We start from the raw sequence: 15,790 nt of genomic DNA on the forward strand, positions 1-15,790 counted from the left end.
CCACCGTAGGGGTGGGGACTGACAATCAGGCGGTGCGCTGTCCGTGGAGGAGGACGGGCAGCGTGCGGTTGGCGAGCGCCTCGGTGACGCGGGCGACCTGGGCGGGGGCCATGACGTCGGGCAGTTCGCGGACGGGGACGAAGCGGGCGCCGAGCAGGCCGCTGCGGTGTTGGGGCGGGACAGTGAGAGGGGTGTCGTCACGGACGGTGCCGCCGTCGAAGACGAGGTTGAGGCGCTCCAGGTAGCGGTCGGCGGGGGTGAAGTCGACGGCGAGGAGGTGGGTCAGGCGCAGGTTCAGGCCGGTCTCGGCGTGCAGGTGGCGGGCGGCGGCGCGGTGCGGGGGCTCGTTGGTGTTCGCGGCGCCGCCGGGCAGGATCAGCCCGTCCATGTAATCCGGGTTCACGAGCAGGACGTCGCCGCGCCGGTTGCGCACGAAAACGAGGCAGCCGAGCCGGGTCACGGGCGGCTTGGCCAGGAGGCGGGGGTCACGCATCGGGGGAGCTCACTTCCTGAGTACGGCAAGGAGAAGGAGGGAGAAGCCCACCCACCAGAGCAGGCGGGCGAGGAGTTCGGTCGTCATACGTCAGGCGCTCGTAGCGCAGACCCTTGCGGAGCAGGTCGACGATCCGCAGGAGTTCGAGAGTGCGGGCCGAGCCGAGCTGGACGAGGTAGCACCCGGTCAACCGCCCGTGCTCCCAGTCGACTTCGACCGACGGCAACTTAACTCCGCCGAGGGCGAGCACGGAGATCAGGTCCTCGACGACGGAGGCGGCCTCACACCGCTGCTCGGCGGTCACGCGGGAGAGGGTCGAGCCCATCACTGCTCCCCCGGCCGCTTGTGCACCTCGAAAACCTTCCAGGCGCCCCAGGCGTCGCCGAAGGAGCTGAAGGAGGCCAACTCGCCGGTGGCGGCACTGCGCAGCCACTCCCCGGTCATCTCGTTCCGCACCCGGTAGCACTGGGCCCCGGTGTCCCAACGGACCCCGTAGCCGTGCATGCGGGGCGCTTGATCCTGGGGCATGGGAATCACCTTCCGAAGTCAGGCATTCACTTTCTGTGTGGAAAGAGTTGCGGATGGATCCCCTCGTAGGGAAGCATCTGAAGTCACCAGTTCAGCATGGTTCAGTTGGGAAGCATCATGAACCGTAAGGATCTTGACCCGGCGTCATCGCCGTACGCGCCCCTCGGGATTCAGCTGCGCCGCTTCCGCGACGCTGTCGAGATGACCCAGTCCGAGCTCGGCAAGGCCATCTCCTACTCCGATGCCTACATCTCCAGCATCGAGCGTGGCGTCCGCCGGCCGAGCCGGCGGTTCGTGGAGCTCGTAGACGAGTACCTCAACACCGGCGGCACGCTTGCCCTGATGCTCGACCAACTTGAACACAGCATCCTGATAGAGGGATTCCCCGAGTACGCCGAGCGGGAAGCCGAAGCGACAGCGCTCCGGTTCTTCCAGATCGGAGTCATCTCAGGGCTTCTGCAGACGCCCGAGTATGCAGCTGCCTATGAACAGGCACCCGTCAGGCGCGGGACCGTTACGCAACAGCAGGCTGACGAGCGCATGCGGTTTCTACTGACCCGACAACAACGGCTCACTCAGCCCTCTCCGCCCTACATCCACGCCGTGCTCGACGAATGGTGTCTGCGGCGACCGATCGGTGGAACAGCTGTGATGGTTGGCCAGTTGGCCTACCTGGAGGAGCTAGCCGGTCGGCCGAACATGACCGTCCAGGTCACCCCGATCGGCCTCGGAGAGAACCGTCCATTCGCACACCCGGTGACGATCCTCACCATGCCGAATCGTTCGCTTCTCGGCTATTCGGAGAGCCACCAACGCGGCTTTCTGGAGCGCGACGCCGAAACCCTCGCGGGCTGGGCCAGGGAGTACGATCGGCTGCAAGCTGAGGCGCTGCCGCTGGCCGCGTCGCTTGAGCTGATCCGCGTAGTACGGAAGGAATTTGAAAGTGCACCTTGACCTATCCGGCGCTCGCTGGCGCAAGAGCACGTTCAGCGGTCAGGGCGGCGAATGCATCGAGGTGGCAGACGGCTTCCCCGGCATCGTCCCGGTTCGTGACTCCAAGGACCCCAACGGCCCGGCCCTCATCCTCTCCGTCGCCTCATGGCAGTCCTTCGTCACCGCCGTGCGCACGGGCGAGTTCGACGCCCGCTGACAGCAGCACCCGGTCCCGCCGCCCCGACCTCGGGGCGGCGGGACCTTCTCTACCCGTCCGACAAGTTCAACTCCCCCACTCCCATCCCGACCTCAGGGGTTGATGAACAGATGGTCCGGCCCAACCTCCTCCAGTCCAACGTCAAGACCGGACACGACCGGGAGGTGTTCGCCGTCTACCCGTACCGATCTGCCTGCCCTCAAGCGGTCTGGGCGCAGCTGATCGCCGAGGCCCGGTCCGAGGTCTTCCTCGCCGGGTACACCAGCTACTTCGTCTGGCTGGAGCAGCCCGCGCTGCTGCAGACCCTGCGGTGCAAGGCCGAGAACGGCTGCCGGATCCGCTTCCTCCTCGGGGATCCCGACTCCGACACGACACGCCAGCGCGAGCGGATCGAGGCCGTGGCCCTCACCGTGTCCACTCGGATCAGGGTCACACTGGAGAACCTGGCCAAGCTCTCCGACACCGAAGGTGTCAAGGCCCGCTTCAGCGCCCCGGAGGACGGCCCGAACCGCATCGGCCTCTCCGTCTTCCGCTTCGACGACCACGCCCTCGTCACCCCGCACCTGGCCCGTACCGTCGGTCACGACTCACCGCTGATGCACCTGCGGCGCAGCGAGGAGAGCGGCATGTTCGACCGCTTCGCCGAACACATCGAGGAACTCTGGTCCCGGGGCAGCGACATCCGCACCAGCCCGGCCCGCGCATAGGAAGTCGAACCCGCCGACTTCCCACTCCACCGCCCAACCAGGAGGGAACCGCCATGAACAGCAACACCCCGATCACCTGGCGCAAGAGCACATACAGCGGCAGTGGCGGCCAGTGCATCGAGGTCGCCGACGGCTTCACCGGCCTCATGCCCGTGCGCGACTCCAAGGACCCCTCCGGCCCGGCCCTCGTCTTCCCCGCCGACGCCTGGCAGTCCTTCGTCACCGCCGTCCGCACCGGCGAGTTCGACGCCCGCTGACACCAGCACCCGGCCCCGCCGCCCCGGCCTCGGGGCGGCGGGGCCTTCTCTACCCGTCCGACAAGTTCAACTCCCCGGGCCCCGAAGGCGTTCACAGCGGTGGCCACCGTCTCACCTCCGGCCGGCGACCGGGCCGGGGCTCCCTGGAGAGGTGAGGCATCGCTGCTGTTCCCCTGCTGGGCCATGCGATGTCGTCAACGGCGAGAAACGGCTCGCCGGCCACGGTCGCGGGGGTCGCCCCGGTGAACGCCATGACGTCCCGATGCAGGTGGGACTGGTCGGCGTAGCCGGTGTCGGCCGCGACTTGGGCCGCGCCCTCACCCGCGACCAGGCGGTGGGCGGCATGGTCGAAGCGGACCAGCTTCACGGCGCGCTTGGGCGGCAGGCCGAGCTGCGACCGGAACCGGGACCACAGCCGCTTACGGCTCCACCCGACCTCGGCCGCGAGTCCGTCGACCCGGCTCAGGCCACGGCTGACGACGATCCGGTGCCAGGCCCAGGCCACCTCCGGGTCCACCGGCGGCCCCGCCTCATGCCGGTGGGAGAGCAGCGCGTCCGTCAACGCGAAGCGGTCCTGCCACGACGAGGTCTCGCCGAGTTGCTCGCGGATCCGTGAGGCCTCCCGGCCCCACAGGTCGCCCAGCGACACGACGGCGCCGTCGAGGTCGCTCGGGGAGGCGCCCAGAATCGCGCGTGCGATCACCGGGGACAGGCGCACCTGCACACACTCGACGTTCTCTCCCCGCGCCCGGACCGCGCCGCCGGACCCGAGCCCGGGCCCGGCGACGATGCTTCCCCGCTGCTGCCGCCCTGCGGCGTAGTCGACGACGGGCGAACCGGCGCCGAACTCCAGGAGCAGCGTGACGGCCGGGTGCGGGACTATCCGAAGCGTTTCCAGGTCACGGGCACGGAACCCGGCCATGGTGACACCGGTCACCCGGCTGGGCCGCCGCGGGCACTCGACGTCCCACATGGTCGCACCACGCACGAAGCTGCGCATCGTCCCATGCTACGTGGGCCGGCCAAGCTGAACAGGGGAACATTCGTCCAATCCACCGGCGCGTACCGGCGGAGACAGTGGGCTCATGACTGTTTCTGACGGCGGTCCGTACGTGAACGGCCGCGCCGAGAGCGAGAGTTCGATCCTGTCACTGAACGACGGCGACGGCGACATCTACGTGTGCCAGGACGGCCCCCGCGACGCCCCCGCGCTCCTGCTCGTCCACGGGTCCGCGTCCTCGACCCGCTCGTGGAACCCGATGGTTCCGCTGCTGACCGGATCTCATCGCGTCATCCGGATCGACCTGCTCGGGCACGGCCGGTCGGCCAAACCGGCCGACCGCAGCTACGCGATCCCGGACCAGGCGCGTCGAGCCGGCGAGGCGCTGGACCGGCTCGGCGTCGAGCACGCCGTGGTCGTTGGTCATTCCAGCGGCGGCGTGGTCGCCATCGCCCTCGCCGAGCAGCGGCCCGAGCTGGTGACCGCGCTCGCGCTCGTCAACACCGGGCCCAGCCTGGACGCCTTCATCGCACCGGAGTCCGCCGCAACCGACCCCTCGCAGTGGCCGCCGACCGACGAGCAGCTCCGGTGGCTCGCGAGCACCGGTTTCAGCCGCCCGGGCTACCGGATCCCGGAAGAGCTCCTGGACGATGTACGCGGCATGACCCACCACACGTTCACCACCACGATGCGGGCCACCCGCTCCTACCTGGAGCAGCGGGCCCTGCCGGATCGGCTGGCGGTCCTGGGCAAGCCACTGCTGGTGATCTTCGGCGAGGACGACCGCAGATGGCGGTCCTCGTCCGCCTCCGACTACCGCGCCGTTCCGGGCTCGAAGGTCGAGTTGCTGCCCGGTCTCGGGCACTCGCCCCTGCTGGAGGATCCGCAGCGGACCGCCACCCCGCTGCTGGCCTTCACCTCGGTCCACGCCGTACGGGCGGACTGAATGACTGGGAAAGGTGCCATGCGGATTCTCGTCTCCGGCGCCGGCATCGCCGGTCCGGTCCTGGCCTACTGGCTCACCAGGCACGGCTTCTGCGTCACCGTCGTCGAGCGCGCGCCGGCTCTGCGCGAGAGCGGCGGCCACGCGGTCGACCTGTATCGGCCCGCGATGAACATCTCGGAGAAGATGGGCGTGCTCCCTCGCGTCGAGGAGCGGGCCACCGGCACGAACCGGATGACCGTCTACCAGGAGGGCTCACGGCGTCCCGTCCGGGCGGACCTCTCCAAGGTCTTCAGCGCCACCTACGACCGGCACGTGGAGATCATGCGCGACGACCTGAGCGAGATCTACTACGACGCCGCACGCGACGACGTCGAGTACGTCTTCGGCGACTCGATCACCGCGATCTCGCCCGACGGCGAGGTGTGGTTCGAAAACGCCGCGCCGCGCCGCTTCGACCTCGTCGTCGGTGCGGACGGGCTGCACTCCAACGTACGCCGCCTCGTCTTCGACGAGGAGTCCCGCTTCAACGCCTTCATCGGGGCCTACCTCGGGGTGCTGACCCTGCCGAACGTCTCCGGCCTCGACGGCGAGCTCCTCATGCACGTCGGCGTCGGCCGCACTGCCGGCATGTACGGCGCGCGGCACCTCGGCGACGCGCGCGCACTGTTCCTGTTCCGGAGCGAGCGCGAGCTCGACTACCACTACCGCGACGTGCCCCGGCAGAAGGAGCTGCTGCGCGGTGCGTTCGCCGGCATGCACGCCCACGTGGACCGCTGGCTGGACGAGCTCGACCGCACCCCGGCGTTCTACTTCGACTCCATCACCCAGCTCCGCATGGACACCTGGTCGCAGGGGAGGGTGACGCTCGTCGGCGACGCGGGCTACTGCCCCGGTCCGGCCGTCGGCGGCAGCACCAGCCTGGCCGTCGTCGGCGCGTACGTCCTCGCCGGAGAGCTGGCACGGGCGGACGGCGACCACGAACACGCCTTCCCGGCCTACGAGCGCGTGATGGCGCAGCACGTGCGCGGCAGCCGCGCGGTTGCGCTGAGCGTGGCGAAGACCCTGATCCCCACGTCCCGCCTCGGCGTGTGGGGACTGGCCCAGGGTGCGCGCCTGATCTCCGCCCTGCCCGCGGGCCCCAGCCGCGCCCTCGTCCGTCTCACCACCAAGAGCGCGCGCGTCTACAACTCCGTGACCGTCGACGACTACCCGCCGTCGCCCGCCGCATCAGGAGGCCGGGGCGGCCTCGCGGGCGACCAGTCGGGCATCCACCACCGTTCGGGACGCACGCAGTGATCAGACCTGGCTCCAAGACTCACTCCTGATCACTTCATTGGAACGGTTCGCCGAGTTCACCAAGTGCGGCTGCCGTCAGCGGCACTCGTCGTGGGTGCTGTCACTGCCGTCGTTCAGGGCCTCGTGCTCTTCCCTGCACTTCTTGACCTCCTGGATGAGGGTCTCCGGGCTGCCGCAGTTGGACTGGTAGTTGCTGTCACCGGAATAGGTCGCGGTGATGACGTGCGTACCGGCCGACAGCTTGGCGAGCGTCAGATGGGTGGTGCTGCAGTTGCCGCTGCCGGGGGTCAGCGGGGCGGTGCCCACGGTGGCGCCGTCGACGGCGAAGGTGACGGTGCCGGTCGGCCGGGGCGCGCCCGGTCCACCGGTGGCCGGGCAGACGACGTCCGTGACCGAAACCGGCCGGTCCCACCGGGAGGGGTTCCGGGAGGACGTGAGGTGGGTGGTGACCGTGCCGGGCAGGGTGTAGGTGATGGTGACCTGCCCGTTGCCGGTGTTCGCCCCCGTGGTGAAGGCGCTGCCGACCGGTCCGGCGCTGGAGCCGCCGCCACCACCGCCCGCTCCCGCGAACTCCGTGTTGGTGACGCCTCCGCCACCGCCGCCGCCACCACCGAAGACCCCACCACCGCCACCACCGCCGGCGGTGAGCCCGCTGCCCGGGCGTCCGCTCTCGCCGGGGCCGCCGACGCCGCCGGAGCCGAACGTGCCGGGGTCGCCGTTCCCGCCGTTGGAGTCGGCGCCGGTCCCTCCGGTACCCGCCGCGCCCGGCGTGGTGGGCGTCGCGCCATCGCCGCCACCGCCACCGGTGGTGCTGGCGCCAGAAGTACCGGCGGTGCCGTTCGCCCCCGACTGGCCGCCTGCGCCGCCAGGGCCGCCGGCCAGGACGGCGGTTGCGCCGCCGCCACCGCCGCCGGCGGCCGTCACCAGTCGGGAGAGCAGGTCGAAGGCTCCGGTGCGGACGTCCGAGGCGCCCCCGCCGCCACCGCCGTGGACGAAGTCCGACGAGCCGCCGGTGGCGCCGCCGTTGAAGCCGCCGGTGCCGGGAGCGCCTTGCGTCCCGTCCGTGCCCGCGCCGCCGACGTTGACCTGCAGGGTCTGGCCTGGTGTGACGGTCACGGTGCCGGTCACCTCGGCACCGTGGCCGCCGGCGCCGCCGGGGTTGGTGTCTCCGGCGCCCGCGCCTCCGGAGGCCCCCTTCGCGTCCACGGACACCTGTGTCACCCCGGTGGGCACGGTGAACGTCTGGGCCGCCCCGGTGTAGCTGAACGTGCACACCACCTGGTTGCCGGTCTGCACGCACGATCCCTGGGCGGCGGCGGGGCCTGCCAGGAACGGCAGGAGGGCCAGGGACATTCCCGTCATCAGGCTTCCCGCCGTCAGCGCGCGAAGGCGCGGCCGGGCATGACGTGTGATGGCAGAGCGGTAGGAAACGATCACGAGCGGTTTCTCCTCACGACTGCCGCACCGCCGACCGGCGGCATACCCTCGGCGGAAGCGCCGCCGTCGGGCCGCGTTGCGGCTCGACGATTCGATACGGGACCGGACCGCGGAGCCTTGCCGGCTCCGCTGGCCCCCATCGTCGCCACCGGTTTCCGAGCCGCCACGCCCACCACGCCGCCGGGCAACCCGGACGGCCGAGCAACCCATGGCCTGCGGCTTCGTCGCCCTGGCCTTCCGCTGCCACCCCGAGGACGGCACCGAACTGCTCTCCCCTGAGCCGACTTCCCGCTCCTCGTCCCTCCCGTCCGTTGCCCGGCAGTCCTCCCTCGCCGCCGTCCGCACCGGCGGGTTCGACACCAGCTGACAGGGGCAGCGGCGGGTGCATTCCGGTCGTCCGCGAGGGCGGGCGCGTCTTGGCGCTCAGGTCCTGTTGCGGGGCGTCCAGTCCAGTGCCGTGCCCTGTCGGCTGCAGATCCAGTGGCTGTTGCCGGCCGGGTGCCGGTGTCGCTCGCCGGTCGGGCGGGTCACCACGACGGCGCCCTTCTCGTAGGAGAGCCGGTCGCCCGCCGCGACGAACACCGGCTTGTCCAGTCCGACGCGGAAGTCGGAGTGGAGCAGGAACTCGCTGAGCAGCAGCATCCGGGGCACGGGGGTGACCCCGTCGAAGTTGACGTCCATGCGCGGAGCATCCCGGAGGGTCCGGAGGCGCCGCAACAGGTTTCGCCGCCGACGGGCGGTCAGGCCCAGGGCAGGGACGAGCGGGTGCGCCAGTAGGCGTCGGTGGGCTCGGCCATCGTGGCCAGGGCGGCGAGGTCCTCGGGGGTGAGGGACACCTCGGCCGCGGTCAGGTTGGAGGTGAGCTGGTCGAGGGTGGCGGCGCCGGACAGGACGATGTCGGCCCAGGGTTGGGCGGCGGCCGCGGCCAGGGCGAGGGCGTCGGCGGTGGTGGCGGTGCGGGTGGCGAGGGTGCGCAGCGGGGCGGTGTCGGGGCCGGTGGCGTTGCGGCCGGCCAGGCGGCCGTTGGCCATGGCCTCCTTGACCACGATCAGCCAGCCGGCCCGGCGGGCCTCGGCGAGGGCGGGGGCGGCGGAGGTCTCCAGCAGGTTCCAGGTGGCCTGGACGGCGGTGAACAGCGGGCGGCCGGCCACGGTGACGTCGAGGGCGCGGCGGACGGTGTCGGCCTGGGCGGGGCCGCTGGTGGACAGGCCCACCCGCACGCCCTCGGCGGCGAGGGCGGCCAGGCGCCCGTGCAGGGCGGGGTCGGTGAGGGCGGGGCTGTCGGGGGTGACCGAGTGGATGAGGTAGACGTCCAGGTGGGAGCCCAGCAGGGCGCGGGTCTCGTGGATCTGGCGGTCGAACACCTCCGTGGAGTGCTCCTTGACCTCGTGGGCCGTGACGCCGGTGGTGCGCCAGTCGGCGGTGTACGTGTAGCCCCACTTGCTGCCGACGGTCACCTCGGCCGCCGCCTCGGGGTGTTCGGTGAGCCACTGGGCGAGGAACTCCTCGGCGCGGCCGTAGGAGCGGGCGGTGTCGAGGTAGCGCACGCCGGCCGCGTAGGCGGCGTCGAGCAGGGCGTGGGTGCGCTCGCACAGCGCCTCGACGGTGCGCTCGGCGGGCAGGTCGGCCTCGCGTCCCAGGTTGATGTAGCCGGGCCGGCCGACGGCTGCGGTGCCCAGGCCCAGGCGCGCGGTGTGCGGGCGGGCGGCGGGGGCGGTGGTGGGCTCGGTCGGCACGGCGGGGTCTCCTCGGGCGGGCTCGGGGGTTGTGAACTGTTGCGGATTGAGTTCGTTTTGGTGTGCATAGGTGTCCATGTGTTTGTTTCCGATCACGGCTTGTTGGATCGATGAGACGGCTGTCGGTGGTGTGTGTGAGGGTGGTGGCATTGACGGGGAGGGGGGATGGCGTGACCGCGCCGAGGAGGAAGCTCCGGCGGATCGACGCGCCGTTCGTTTCCCTTGGCCCGTCGGGTGTGACGGTCCGTGACCGTCTCAGGGGCCTCACGCCTGAGGATGAGAGGGTTCTGCGGCTGGTCGGCGGGCAGCTGGGGGCTCTGGCGTCGAAGGATCTGAGGGCGCGGTGCGCGGACGGCCTGGAGCACGGTAAGGAGACGTGGGCCGCGCGCAAACGTGACCTGACCGTGGAGTCGTCGTCGCGCTGGGCCGGTTCGATCACGAAGGCGACGCATGACCAGTGGGCGCTGGCCCGGCGTGGGCAGGCCGCGCACCTGGATTCGTTGGACGCCGGCATCCGAATGCTGAGGCACCGCCTGTCGCTGCCGGTCGGGGAGAAGGGCACCAAGCGCACACCCGGTGGCTACCGTTCCAAGCGCGAGTGGTTCGTCAAGTCCCGTCGGCTCGCGGCACTGGAGGAACGGTACGCGGCTGCCCGGGCCGATGGTGAGGCCGGTGTCGTGCATGTGGTGCGCGGCGGCGGGAGGCTGCTGAACACCCGGCACAACCTGGCCGCCGCCGGTCTCACCGAAGCCGACTGGCGAAAGCGGTGGCAGAGCGCACGGTGGTTCCTCGCCGCTGACGGCGAGTCGGGCAAGCGCTTCGGCAACGAGACGATCCGGGTCGCCCCGGACGGCGAGGTGTCGATCAGGCTGCCCGCGCCGCTTGCCGATCTGGCGAACGCGAAGCACGGCCGGTACGTCCTTGCCGCGAAGGTGGCGTTCGCGCACCGGGGCGAGGAATGGCGAGACCGCATCGAGGGTGACCGGGCGGTGGCGTACCGGATCCACCTGAACGTGCAGCGGGGGCGGTGGTATCTGGACGCCTCCTGGACCCGGCCCGTGGTGCGGACGATGCCGCTGGAGGCGGCCCGCGCGGCAGGGATGGTCGGGGTGGACACCAACGCCGACCACTTCGCCGCCTGACACCTCGATGCGCACGGCAACCCGGTCGGCGAGCCCCACCGGTTCCCCTACGACCTGACCGGCACCGCCACCCATCGCGACGCCCAGATCCGCCACGCCATCACCCGACTGCTGCACTGGGCGAAGCGCTGCGGTGTGAGAGCGATCGGCCTGGAGAACCTGGACTTCACCGCCGAGACCACCCGCGAGAAACACGGCCGCCGCAAGCGGTTCCGGCAGCTCGTCTCCGGCATCCCCACCGGCCAGCTCCGCGCCCGGCTTGTCTCCATGGCCACGGAGCTGGACATGGTCGTCGTCGCCGTGGACCCCGCCTACACCTCCCAATGGGGCGCGCAGCACTGGCAGAAGCCGCTCGCGACGCCCACCCGCAAGACCACCCGGCACGATGCCGCGAGCATCGCGATCGGGCGACGCGCCCTCGGACACCCGATCCGGCGACGGACGGCACCGCCCCACGACGACCGGAGCGATCGTCGTGGGCATCGGACCGTCCAGGCCCCACCGGGCGCCCGGGGGCGTGAGGAAACCCGCCACCCCGTCACGGACCGTAGCCGCGAGCTGCGCGCCCGGACGGGGACCACGAGAACGCGGGCGACCAGTCGGGCATCCAACACCGTTCGGGATGCACGCAGCGATCAGACCTGGGTCCAAGACTCACTCCTGATCACTTAATTGGAACGGTGCTCGCCCTATGTTCTCCCGGGATGCCCCGGCCTTCAGGCCGGGGAGTTGGGGCCCCGGTGCGGGGCTCGGGTTCGAGCGGGCGGGGCCTCGCTTTCCCGGGGGTGCGGGTGATGCGTGCGAGGGATAGCCTCGAAAGAGGCCATGTTCAGGAAATTTTACAGAGGTCAGTCACCCAATTCGCGGTGATCGATTATTTCTACGCAGACCCGACGAACGCGGTGCGCCCCTCGCGCTTGGCAGGGTGCGCAAGGGGGCTCATTCCCTCTGTAGGTCTGTCCCGTGGGGCCTCTCCCGTTTTGCGCGCCGGAACTGCGCCGGCTTCAGGGTCCGTAGCTCGCAGTCCCTGTGGAGGTCGGGATGAGAGTTGTCGTTGATCTTTCCCGGTGTCAGGGGTACGCGCAGTGCGCGTTCCTGGCTCCGGACGCGTTCCGGATGCACGGCGAGGAAGCGCTGATGTACGACCCGAAGCCCGACGACGCCCAGCGCGACCAGGTGCTGCGCGCCGCGGCGGCATGCCCGGTCCAGGCGATTCTGGTCGACCAGCTGGAGGGACGGGACGTACCGGTTGAGGCGTCGGCGTCATGACCAGCGCTGACAACCTGCGGGCGTTCAAACGCGCCGGACGCATCGTGGTCGTCGGGGCGTCCCTGGCGGGACTGCGAGCCGCCGAGGCTTTGCGTGACGAGGGTTTCACCGGCTCATTGACCATGATCGGTGACGAGTCGGCCGAGCCCTACGACCGGCCTCCGCTGTCCAAGCAGGTACTGACCGGCTGGGTCTCGGCAGGGAACACCACTCTGCCGCGACGTCGTGACATCGACGCGGAGTGGCTGCTGGGCGTGCCCGCGAGCGGGCTGGACCTGGCGGCCAACCATGTACGGCTGGCCGACGGACGCGAGGTCCCCTTCGACCGGGTGCTGATCTCCACCGGGGTGCGGGCCCGGCCTTGGTTCGTCGAGTCCGAGGCGGCCCTGGACGGGGTGTTCGTCGTACGTACCCGCGAGCACGCCGAGAGCCTGCAGCGAGCCCTCGCCGCCGGGCCCTCCCGCGTACTGGTGATCGGGGCGGGATTCACCGGCTCCGAGATCGCCTCCGTCTGCCGGGAACGGGACATCCCGGTGACCGTGGCCGAACTCGCGCCGGCCCCGCTGGTCGGAGCGCTCGGTGCCATGATCGGCGAGGTCGCGGCGAACATGCAGCGCGCTCACGGCGTCGACCTGCGCTGCGGAGTCAAGGTCACCCGGCTCGAGGGCGACGCACAGGGGCACTTCCGCCGCGCGCACTTCGACGACGGCAGCACGATCGACGCCGACGTGGCGGTGGTGGCACTGGGGGGCATCCGCAACACCGAGTGGCTACGGGGCTCGGGACTGGCGGCAGGCCCGTGGGGAATCGCCTGCGACACGGGCTGCCGTGCCCTCACCCTCGACGGCCTGATCACCGACGACATCTTCGCCGCCGGAGACGTGGCCCGCTGCCCGAATCCGGTCTACGAGTACCGGCTCATCTCGCTGGAGCACTGGGCCAACGCCGTGGAGCAGGCCGGGGTCGCGGCGCACAACATGGTCAGTGGTCAGGCCGAGCGCTGGCCCCACCTGTCCCTCCCGGTGTTCTGGTCGATCCAGTTCGGCGTCAACATCAAGTCGGTCGGCGTGCCGACCTTCGCCGACGAGGTGGTCGTCGCCCAGGGGTCGGTGTCCGACCGCCGTTTCGTCGCCGCCTACGGCTATCGGGGCCGCGTCACCGCGGCCGTGAGCTTCGACAACGCGAAGTGGCTGGACCACTACCGGCAGCTGATCGAGACGGCCGCGCCCTTTCCGCCGCCCAGCCCCACGCCCGACCAGCCCGTCGACACGAAACCGGTGCCCGTCGACTTCCCCGGCCCCGACCTGCTCGCCCAGGGGGCCACCGTGGTCGTCACCGGCAACGACCCGGGCGAGCGGCGGGTCACGGCCGTGCAGCAGCACCACCGGTAGGAGGGAAAGTGTGATGACCACGACCGAGACGCCCGACACCCTGAGCCGGATCCTCGACTATTCCTCCCGGGCCGACCCGTACCCGCTGTACGCCGAACTGCGTGAGACACCGGTGGCCCGGCAGGAGGACGGCAACTACGTCGTCAGCACCTATCGCGAGATCACGGACCTCCTGCACAATCCGCACCTGAGTTCGGACGTCCGCAACCTGTCGCATCCGCTGGAGGCCGCCGAGGGACAGACCACGCCGGCGTTCATCAACCTCGACCCGCCCGAGCACGACCGCCTGCGACGCATGGCGATGCGCCACTTCGGCCCCCCGCACACCCCGGGGCTGGTGACGGGCATGGAAGGCGACCTGACCGCCACGGTCGGCGCTCTGATCGACGGCTTCGCGGGCAAGGAGCAGATCGACATCGTCGACGACTTCGCCTATCCGTTCCCCGTCGCGGTGATCTGCCACCTGCTCGGCGTGCCGCGCGAGGACGAACCGAGGTTCCACGTGTGGGTGGACGCCATCGTCAACTCGATCGACTACAACCCCAGGATCGACCCGAAGGAGAAACTGGAGAACGGCGTGCAGGCCCGCAAGGACCTGCAGCAGTACCTCGGCGGGCTGCTGGAACAGCGTCACGGCCGGCCGGGCGACGACCTGTTGACACGGCTGGCCAACGATGACGGGCCCGACGGGCGCATGACCGACGACGAAATCGTCGCCACCGCCCACCTGCTGCTGATCGCCGGCCACGAGACCACCGTCAACCTCATCACCAACGGCATGCTGACACTGCTCCGCCACCCACAGGTGCTGGGACGACTGCGCGACGACCCGGGCCTCGTCGTCCCGCTGGTCGAGGAACTCCTGCGCTACGAGCCTCCCGTGCACATCATTCCCTGGCGGGCGGCGTACAGCGACATCACCGTCGCCGACACCGTCATCCCCAAGGGCTCGCGGATCATACTCATGCTGGCCTCGGGCAGCCGCGACCCGAAGCGCTTCCACGATCCGGACCGTTTCGATCCCGATCGGCGTGACATCCAGCACCTGGGGTTCGGCAGCGGCATCCACCTGTGCTTCGGCGGCCCCCTGGCGCGACGGGAGACCCAGATCGCCCTGACCGAGCTGGTACGCCGCCTCGACCGCCCCAGGCTGGTCGCCGACCCGCCACCGTACCGGCGGAGCCCCGTTCTCCGCGGTCCGATCCATCTGCACGTCGAGCAGGGTTGACGGTGGAGGGGACAAGCGAGGGCATCAGCAAGGATGTCGGGAGTCGGAGGCGCAGCGTGCTCGGTCGCGGCGCCGTGACCGAGCGCGTGCCGGCCGTCCTGCCGGGGTGTCGAGGTCGTTCGGGTGATCCGGCGGAAGCGTCAAGTGTCGTCGATACGAGCTGATGTGAGTGGAGGTCAGCTCGTTCGGTCGCGACTGTGGGCCTGCCCGTCCAGGATGTCGGCCGACGCCACGCGGGTCAACTGGTGTTGATCGTGGGTATCTTTCGAACCACGCCAGCTGATGCCGTTCGGCTATCGTGACCTGGCCGGCCCTGCCCCGTCCGTCGGGATCGCGACGCGGAGGGCCCGGGGTGAGGAAGGTGGGGCATGGCGGAGTCGACGGGGGACGTCGTTCAGGTGCGGCCGGAGGATCCGGAGGACGTGTCCGGGGAGCCGGGCAGACCCGGGGAGTTGAGCGGACCCGGGGAGTTGAGCGGGCTCGCGGCCCGGATCGAGGCGCTGTTCCACACCGTCCGCCGCCCCGACCGCGACCAGTACACCAACGAGGAAGTGGCCCGGGCCTGCCGCGAGGCGACCGGGGAGTCCTTCTCCACCACCTACCTGTGGCAGCTGCGCACCGGGCGCCGGGACAACCCGACCAAGCGCCACCTGGAGGCGCTGGCCCAGTTCTTCCAGGTCCCGCCCGCCTACTTCTTCGACGAGCGGCAGGGCGCCGAGATCGCCAGGGAGCTGGCGCTGCTGGGCGCGCTGCGCGACGCGGGCGTGCGCAGCCTGGCGTTGCGGGCGGTGGGCCTGTCGCCGGAGGGCCTGGACACCGTCAGCGAGCTGGTCGACGTCATCGCCCGCCGGGACGCGGCGCGCAAACGCCCCTGAGGCCGGACGGGCCCCGGCCCGGGAACGGTGCGGGCGGAAGCTGGGAAGGAAGCTCGGCTTGTGGGATGACTTATGGGGTGGCCGGGGCCACCGGTCCACGCTGCGGCGCTGCCGGCGGATCGCCGAACGGCTGGAGCTGCCGCGCCCGTTCGACCCGGCGGTGCTGCTGGAGCGGCTGGCCGCGCGGCGCGGGCGGCCGCAGTTCGCGCTGTACCGGCGGTTGACTTCCGCCCCGCCCTAAAGGACTCCGTTGGGAAATTCGTAAACCGGGCTGGGTGATCAGGCTGCCAGGTCGAGTGCGGCGAGGTGTGAGGTGCGGGTCTTGCCGAGGGGTG

The 15,790-nt window shown here is 70.7% G+C and carries 19 protein-coding genes and 1 pseudogene; 13 read left to right on the forward strand and 7 right to left on the reverse strand.

Annotated features, from left to right (window positions below):
• Positions 1 to 25: 25 nt before the first annotated feature.
• Genes ABZW30_RS36170 through ABZW30_RS36180 form a run of 3 tightly spaced genes read right to left on the reverse strand, consistent with a single transcriptional unit; the run spans position 26 to position 1,021 of the window.
• A complete protein-coding gene (locus tag ABZW30_RS36170; RefSeq protein WP_355675500.1) occupies positions 26 to 493 on the reverse strand; it encodes an NUDIX domain-containing protein in 468 nt (155 codons plus the stop codon).
• Positions 486 to 818, reverse strand: coding sequence for a hypothetical protein (locus ABZW30_RS36175; protein WP_355675501.1), 333 nt, complete (start codon positions 816 to 818; stop codon positions 486 to 488). The genes ABZW30_RS36170 and ABZW30_RS36175 overlap by 8 nt, the downstream gene beginning before the upstream one ends.
• Positions 818 to 1,021: a hypothetical protein gene (locus ABZW30_RS36180; RefSeq protein ID WP_355675502.1), complete on the reverse strand. Its 204-nt coding sequence runs from the start codon at positions 1,019 to 1,021 to the stop codon at positions 818 to 820. Before ABZW30_RS36180 ends, ABZW30_RS36175 begins: the two co-directional genes overlap by 1 nt.
• A gap of 117 nt (positions 1,022 to 1,138) precedes the next feature.
• Between ABZW30_RS36180 and ABZW30_RS36185 the strand changes: the two genes are divergently transcribed.
• The 4 genes from ABZW30_RS36185 (at position 1,139) to ABZW30_RS36200 (ending at position 3,135) form a co-directional block, all read left to right on the forward strand.
• Positions 1,139 to 1,975: a helix-turn-helix transcriptional regulator gene (locus ABZW30_RS36185; RefSeq protein WP_355675503.1), complete on the forward strand. Its 837-nt coding sequence runs from the start codon at positions 1,139 to 1,141 to the stop codon at positions 1,973 to 1,975.
• Complete coding sequence (locus ABZW30_RS36190; RefSeq protein ID WP_355675504.1) at positions 1,965 to 2,171, forward strand: DUF397 domain-containing protein; 207 nt, start codon at positions 1,965 to 1,967, stop codon at positions 2,169 to 2,171. Before ABZW30_RS36185 ends, ABZW30_RS36190 begins: the two co-directional genes overlap by 11 nt.
• Positions 2,172 to 2,281: 110 nt before the next feature.
• Positions 2,282 to 2,878 (forward strand): DUF5919 domain-containing protein, encoded by a 597-nt coding sequence (locus tag ABZW30_RS36195; RefSeq protein WP_355675505.1) that lies wholly within the window; start codon positions 2,282 to 2,284, stop codon positions 2,876 to 2,878.
• Positions 2,879 to 2,931: 53 nt separating this feature from the next.
• Positions 2,932 to 3,135, forward strand: a complete 204-nt coding sequence (locus ABZW30_RS36200) for a DUF397 domain-containing protein (protein ID WP_355675506.1) — start codon at positions 2,932 to 2,934, stop codon at positions 3,133 to 3,135.
• Between the two features lie 91 nt (positions 3,136 to 3,226).
• On the opposite strand, the gene ABZW30_RS36205 is transcribed toward ABZW30_RS36200, so the two are convergent.
• Positions 3,227 to 4,135: a helix-turn-helix domain-containing protein gene (locus ABZW30_RS36205; RefSeq protein WP_355675507.1), complete on the reverse strand. Its 909-nt coding sequence runs from the start codon at positions 4,133 to 4,135 to the stop codon at positions 3,227 to 3,229.
• 85 nt (positions 4,136 to 4,220) lie between these two features.
• On the opposite strand from ABZW30_RS36205, the gene ABZW30_RS36210 reads away from it, so the two are divergent.
• The gene (locus ABZW30_RS36210) at positions 4,221 to 5,081 is read left to right on the forward strand and encodes an alpha/beta fold hydrolase (RefSeq protein WP_355675508.1); all 861 of its coding nucleotides are present in this window, start codon (positions 4,221 to 4,223) and stop codon (positions 5,079 to 5,081) included.
• A gap of 18 nt (positions 5,082 to 5,099) precedes the next feature.
• Positions 5,100 to 6,377, forward strand: a complete 1,278-nt coding sequence (locus ABZW30_RS36215; RefSeq protein WP_355675509.1) for an FAD-dependent monooxygenase — start codon at positions 5,100 to 5,102, stop codon at positions 6,375 to 6,377.
• 75 nt (positions 6,378 to 6,452) lie between these two features.
• Here the strand turns inward: ABZW30_RS36215 and ABZW30_RS36220 are convergent, their stop codons facing one another.
• Positions 6,453 to 7,739 (reverse strand): Ig-like domain-containing protein, encoded by a 1,287-nt coding sequence (locus ABZW30_RS36220; RefSeq protein WP_355675510.1) that lies wholly within the window; start codon positions 7,737 to 7,739, stop codon positions 6,453 to 6,455.
• A 283-nt stretch (positions 7,740 to 8,022) separates the two neighbouring features.
• Between ABZW30_RS36220 and ABZW30_RS36225 the strand changes: the two genes are divergently transcribed.
• A complete protein-coding gene (locus tag ABZW30_RS36225; RefSeq protein ID WP_355675511.1) occupies positions 8,023 to 8,181 on the forward strand; it encodes a hypothetical protein in 159 nt (52 codons plus the stop codon).
• A gap of 56 nt (positions 8,182 to 8,237) precedes the next feature.
• On the opposite strand, the gene ABZW30_RS36230 is transcribed toward ABZW30_RS36225, so the two are convergent.
• Together ABZW30_RS36230 and ABZW30_RS36235 are read right to left on the reverse strand one after the other, a co-directional pair.
• A complete protein-coding gene (locus ABZW30_RS36230) occupies positions 8,238 to 8,495 on the reverse strand; it encodes a hypothetical protein (protein WP_355675512.1) in 258 nt (85 codons plus the stop codon).
• 59 nt (positions 8,496 to 8,554) lie between these two features.
• On the reverse strand, positions 8,555 to 9,550 hold the full coding sequence (locus ABZW30_RS36235) for an aldo/keto reductase (protein WP_355675513.1): 996 nt from the start codon (positions 9,548 to 9,550) through the stop codon (positions 8,555 to 8,557).
• Between the two features lie 110 nt (positions 9,551 to 9,660).
• Here ABZW30_RS36235 and ABZW30_RS36240 point away from each other — a divergent pair.
• The 6 genes and pseudogenes from ABZW30_RS36240 to ABZW30_RS36265 all read left to right on the forward strand — a co-directional run bounded on the left by ABZW30_RS36240 (position 9,661) and on the right by ABZW30_RS36265 (position 15,696).
• Positions 9,661 to 11,364, forward strand: a pseudogene (locus ABZW30_RS36240) (IS200/IS605 family accessory protein TnpB-related protein).
• A 369-nt stretch (positions 11,365 to 11,733) separates the two neighbouring features.
• Entirely contained in the window at positions 11,734 to 11,961 is a 228-nt protein-coding gene (locus ABZW30_RS36245; protein ID WP_355675514.1) for a ferredoxin, read from the forward strand.
• Positions 11,958 to 13,352: an FAD/NAD(P)-binding oxidoreductase gene (locus ABZW30_RS36250; protein ID WP_355675515.1), complete on the forward strand. Its 1,395-nt coding sequence runs from the start codon at positions 11,958 to 11,960 to the stop codon at positions 13,350 to 13,352. Before ABZW30_RS36245 ends, ABZW30_RS36250 begins: the two co-directional genes overlap by 4 nt.
• Before the next feature lie 13 nt (positions 13,353 to 13,365).
• Positions 13,366 to 14,580: a cytochrome P450 gene (locus tag ABZW30_RS36255; protein ID WP_355675516.1), complete on the forward strand. Its 1,215-nt coding sequence runs from the start codon at positions 13,366 to 13,368 to the stop codon at positions 14,578 to 14,580.
• A gap of 368 nt (positions 14,581 to 14,948) precedes the next feature.
• Positions 14,949 to 15,455, forward strand: coding sequence for an XRE family transcriptional regulator (locus tag ABZW30_RS36260; RefSeq protein ID WP_355675517.1), 507 nt, complete (start codon positions 14,949 to 14,951; stop codon positions 15,453 to 15,455).
• A gap of 58 nt (positions 15,456 to 15,513) precedes the next feature.
• Positions 15,514 to 15,696, forward strand: coding sequence for a hypothetical protein (locus tag ABZW30_RS36265; protein ID WP_355675518.1), 183 nt, complete (start codon positions 15,514 to 15,516; stop codon positions 15,694 to 15,696).
• Positions 15,697 to 15,790: the final 94 nt, after the last annotated feature.

It is taken from the genome of Kitasatospora sp. NPDC004669 (genome assembly GCF_040609455.1).
GTDB lineage: Bacteria > Actinomycetota > Actinomycetes > Streptomycetales > Streptomycetaceae > Kitasatospora.

Excerpts from the sequence above, each read along its gene's own strand:
- ABZW30_RS36170 (WP_355675500.1), bottom strand. The coding sequence starts at position 493 with ATGCGTGACCCCCGCCTCCTGGCCAAGCCGCCCGTGACCCGGCTCGGC.
- ABZW30_RS36175 (WP_355675501.1), bottom strand. The coding sequence starts at position 818 with ATGGGCTCGACCCTCTCCCGCGTGACCGCCGAGCAGCGGTGTGAGGCC.
- ABZW30_RS36180 (WP_355675502.1), bottom strand. The coding sequence starts at position 1,021 with ATGCCCCAGGATCAAGCGCCCCGCATGCACGGCTACGGGGTCCGTTGG.
- ABZW30_RS36185 (WP_355675503.1), top strand. The coding sequence starts at position 1,139 with ATGAACCGTAAGGATCTTGACCCGGCGTCATCGCCGTACGCGCCCCTC.
- ABZW30_RS36195 (WP_355675505.1), top strand. The coding sequence starts at position 2,282 with ATGGTCCGGCCCAACCTCCTCCAGTCCAACGTCAAGACCGGACACGAC.
- ABZW30_RS36200 (WP_355675506.1), top strand. The coding sequence starts at position 2,932 with ATGAACAGCAACACCCCGATCACCTGGCGCAAGAGCACATACAGCGGC.
- ABZW30_RS36205 (WP_355675507.1), bottom strand. The coding sequence starts at position 4,135 with ATGCGCAGCTTCGTGCGTGGTGCGACCATGTGGGACGTCGAGTGCCCG.
- ABZW30_RS36210 (WP_355675508.1), top strand. The coding sequence starts at position 4,221 with ATGACTGTTTCTGACGGCGGTCCGTACGTGAACGGCCGCGCCGAGAGC.
- ABZW30_RS36215 (WP_355675509.1), top strand. The coding sequence starts at position 5,100 with ATGCGGATTCTCGTCTCCGGCGCCGGCATCGCCGGTCCGGTCCTGGCC.
- ABZW30_RS36220 (WP_355675510.1), bottom strand. The coding sequence starts at position 7,739 with ATGACGGGAATGTCCCTGGCCCTCCTGCCGTTCCTGGCAGGCCCCGCC.
- ABZW30_RS36225 (WP_355675511.1), top strand. The coding sequence starts at position 8,023 with ATGGCCTGCGGCTTCGTCGCCCTGGCCTTCCGCTGCCACCCCGAGGAC.
- ABZW30_RS36230 (WP_355675512.1), bottom strand. The coding sequence starts at position 8,495 with ATGGACGTCAACTTCGACGGGGTCACCCCCGTGCCCCGGATGCTGCTG.
- ABZW30_RS36245 (WP_355675514.1), top strand. The coding sequence starts at position 11,734 with ATGAGAGTTGTCGTTGATCTTTCCCGGTGTCAGGGGTACGCGCAGTGC.
- ABZW30_RS36250 (WP_355675515.1), top strand. The coding sequence starts at position 11,958 with ATGACCAGCGCTGACAACCTGCGGGCGTTCAAACGCGCCGGACGCATC.
- ABZW30_RS36255 (WP_355675516.1), top strand. The coding sequence starts at position 13,366 with ATGACCACGACCGAGACGCCCGACACCCTGAGCCGGATCCTCGACTAT.
- ABZW30_RS36260 (WP_355675517.1), top strand. The coding sequence starts at position 14,949 with ATGGCGGAGTCGACGGGGGACGTCGTTCAGGTGCGGCCGGAGGATCCG.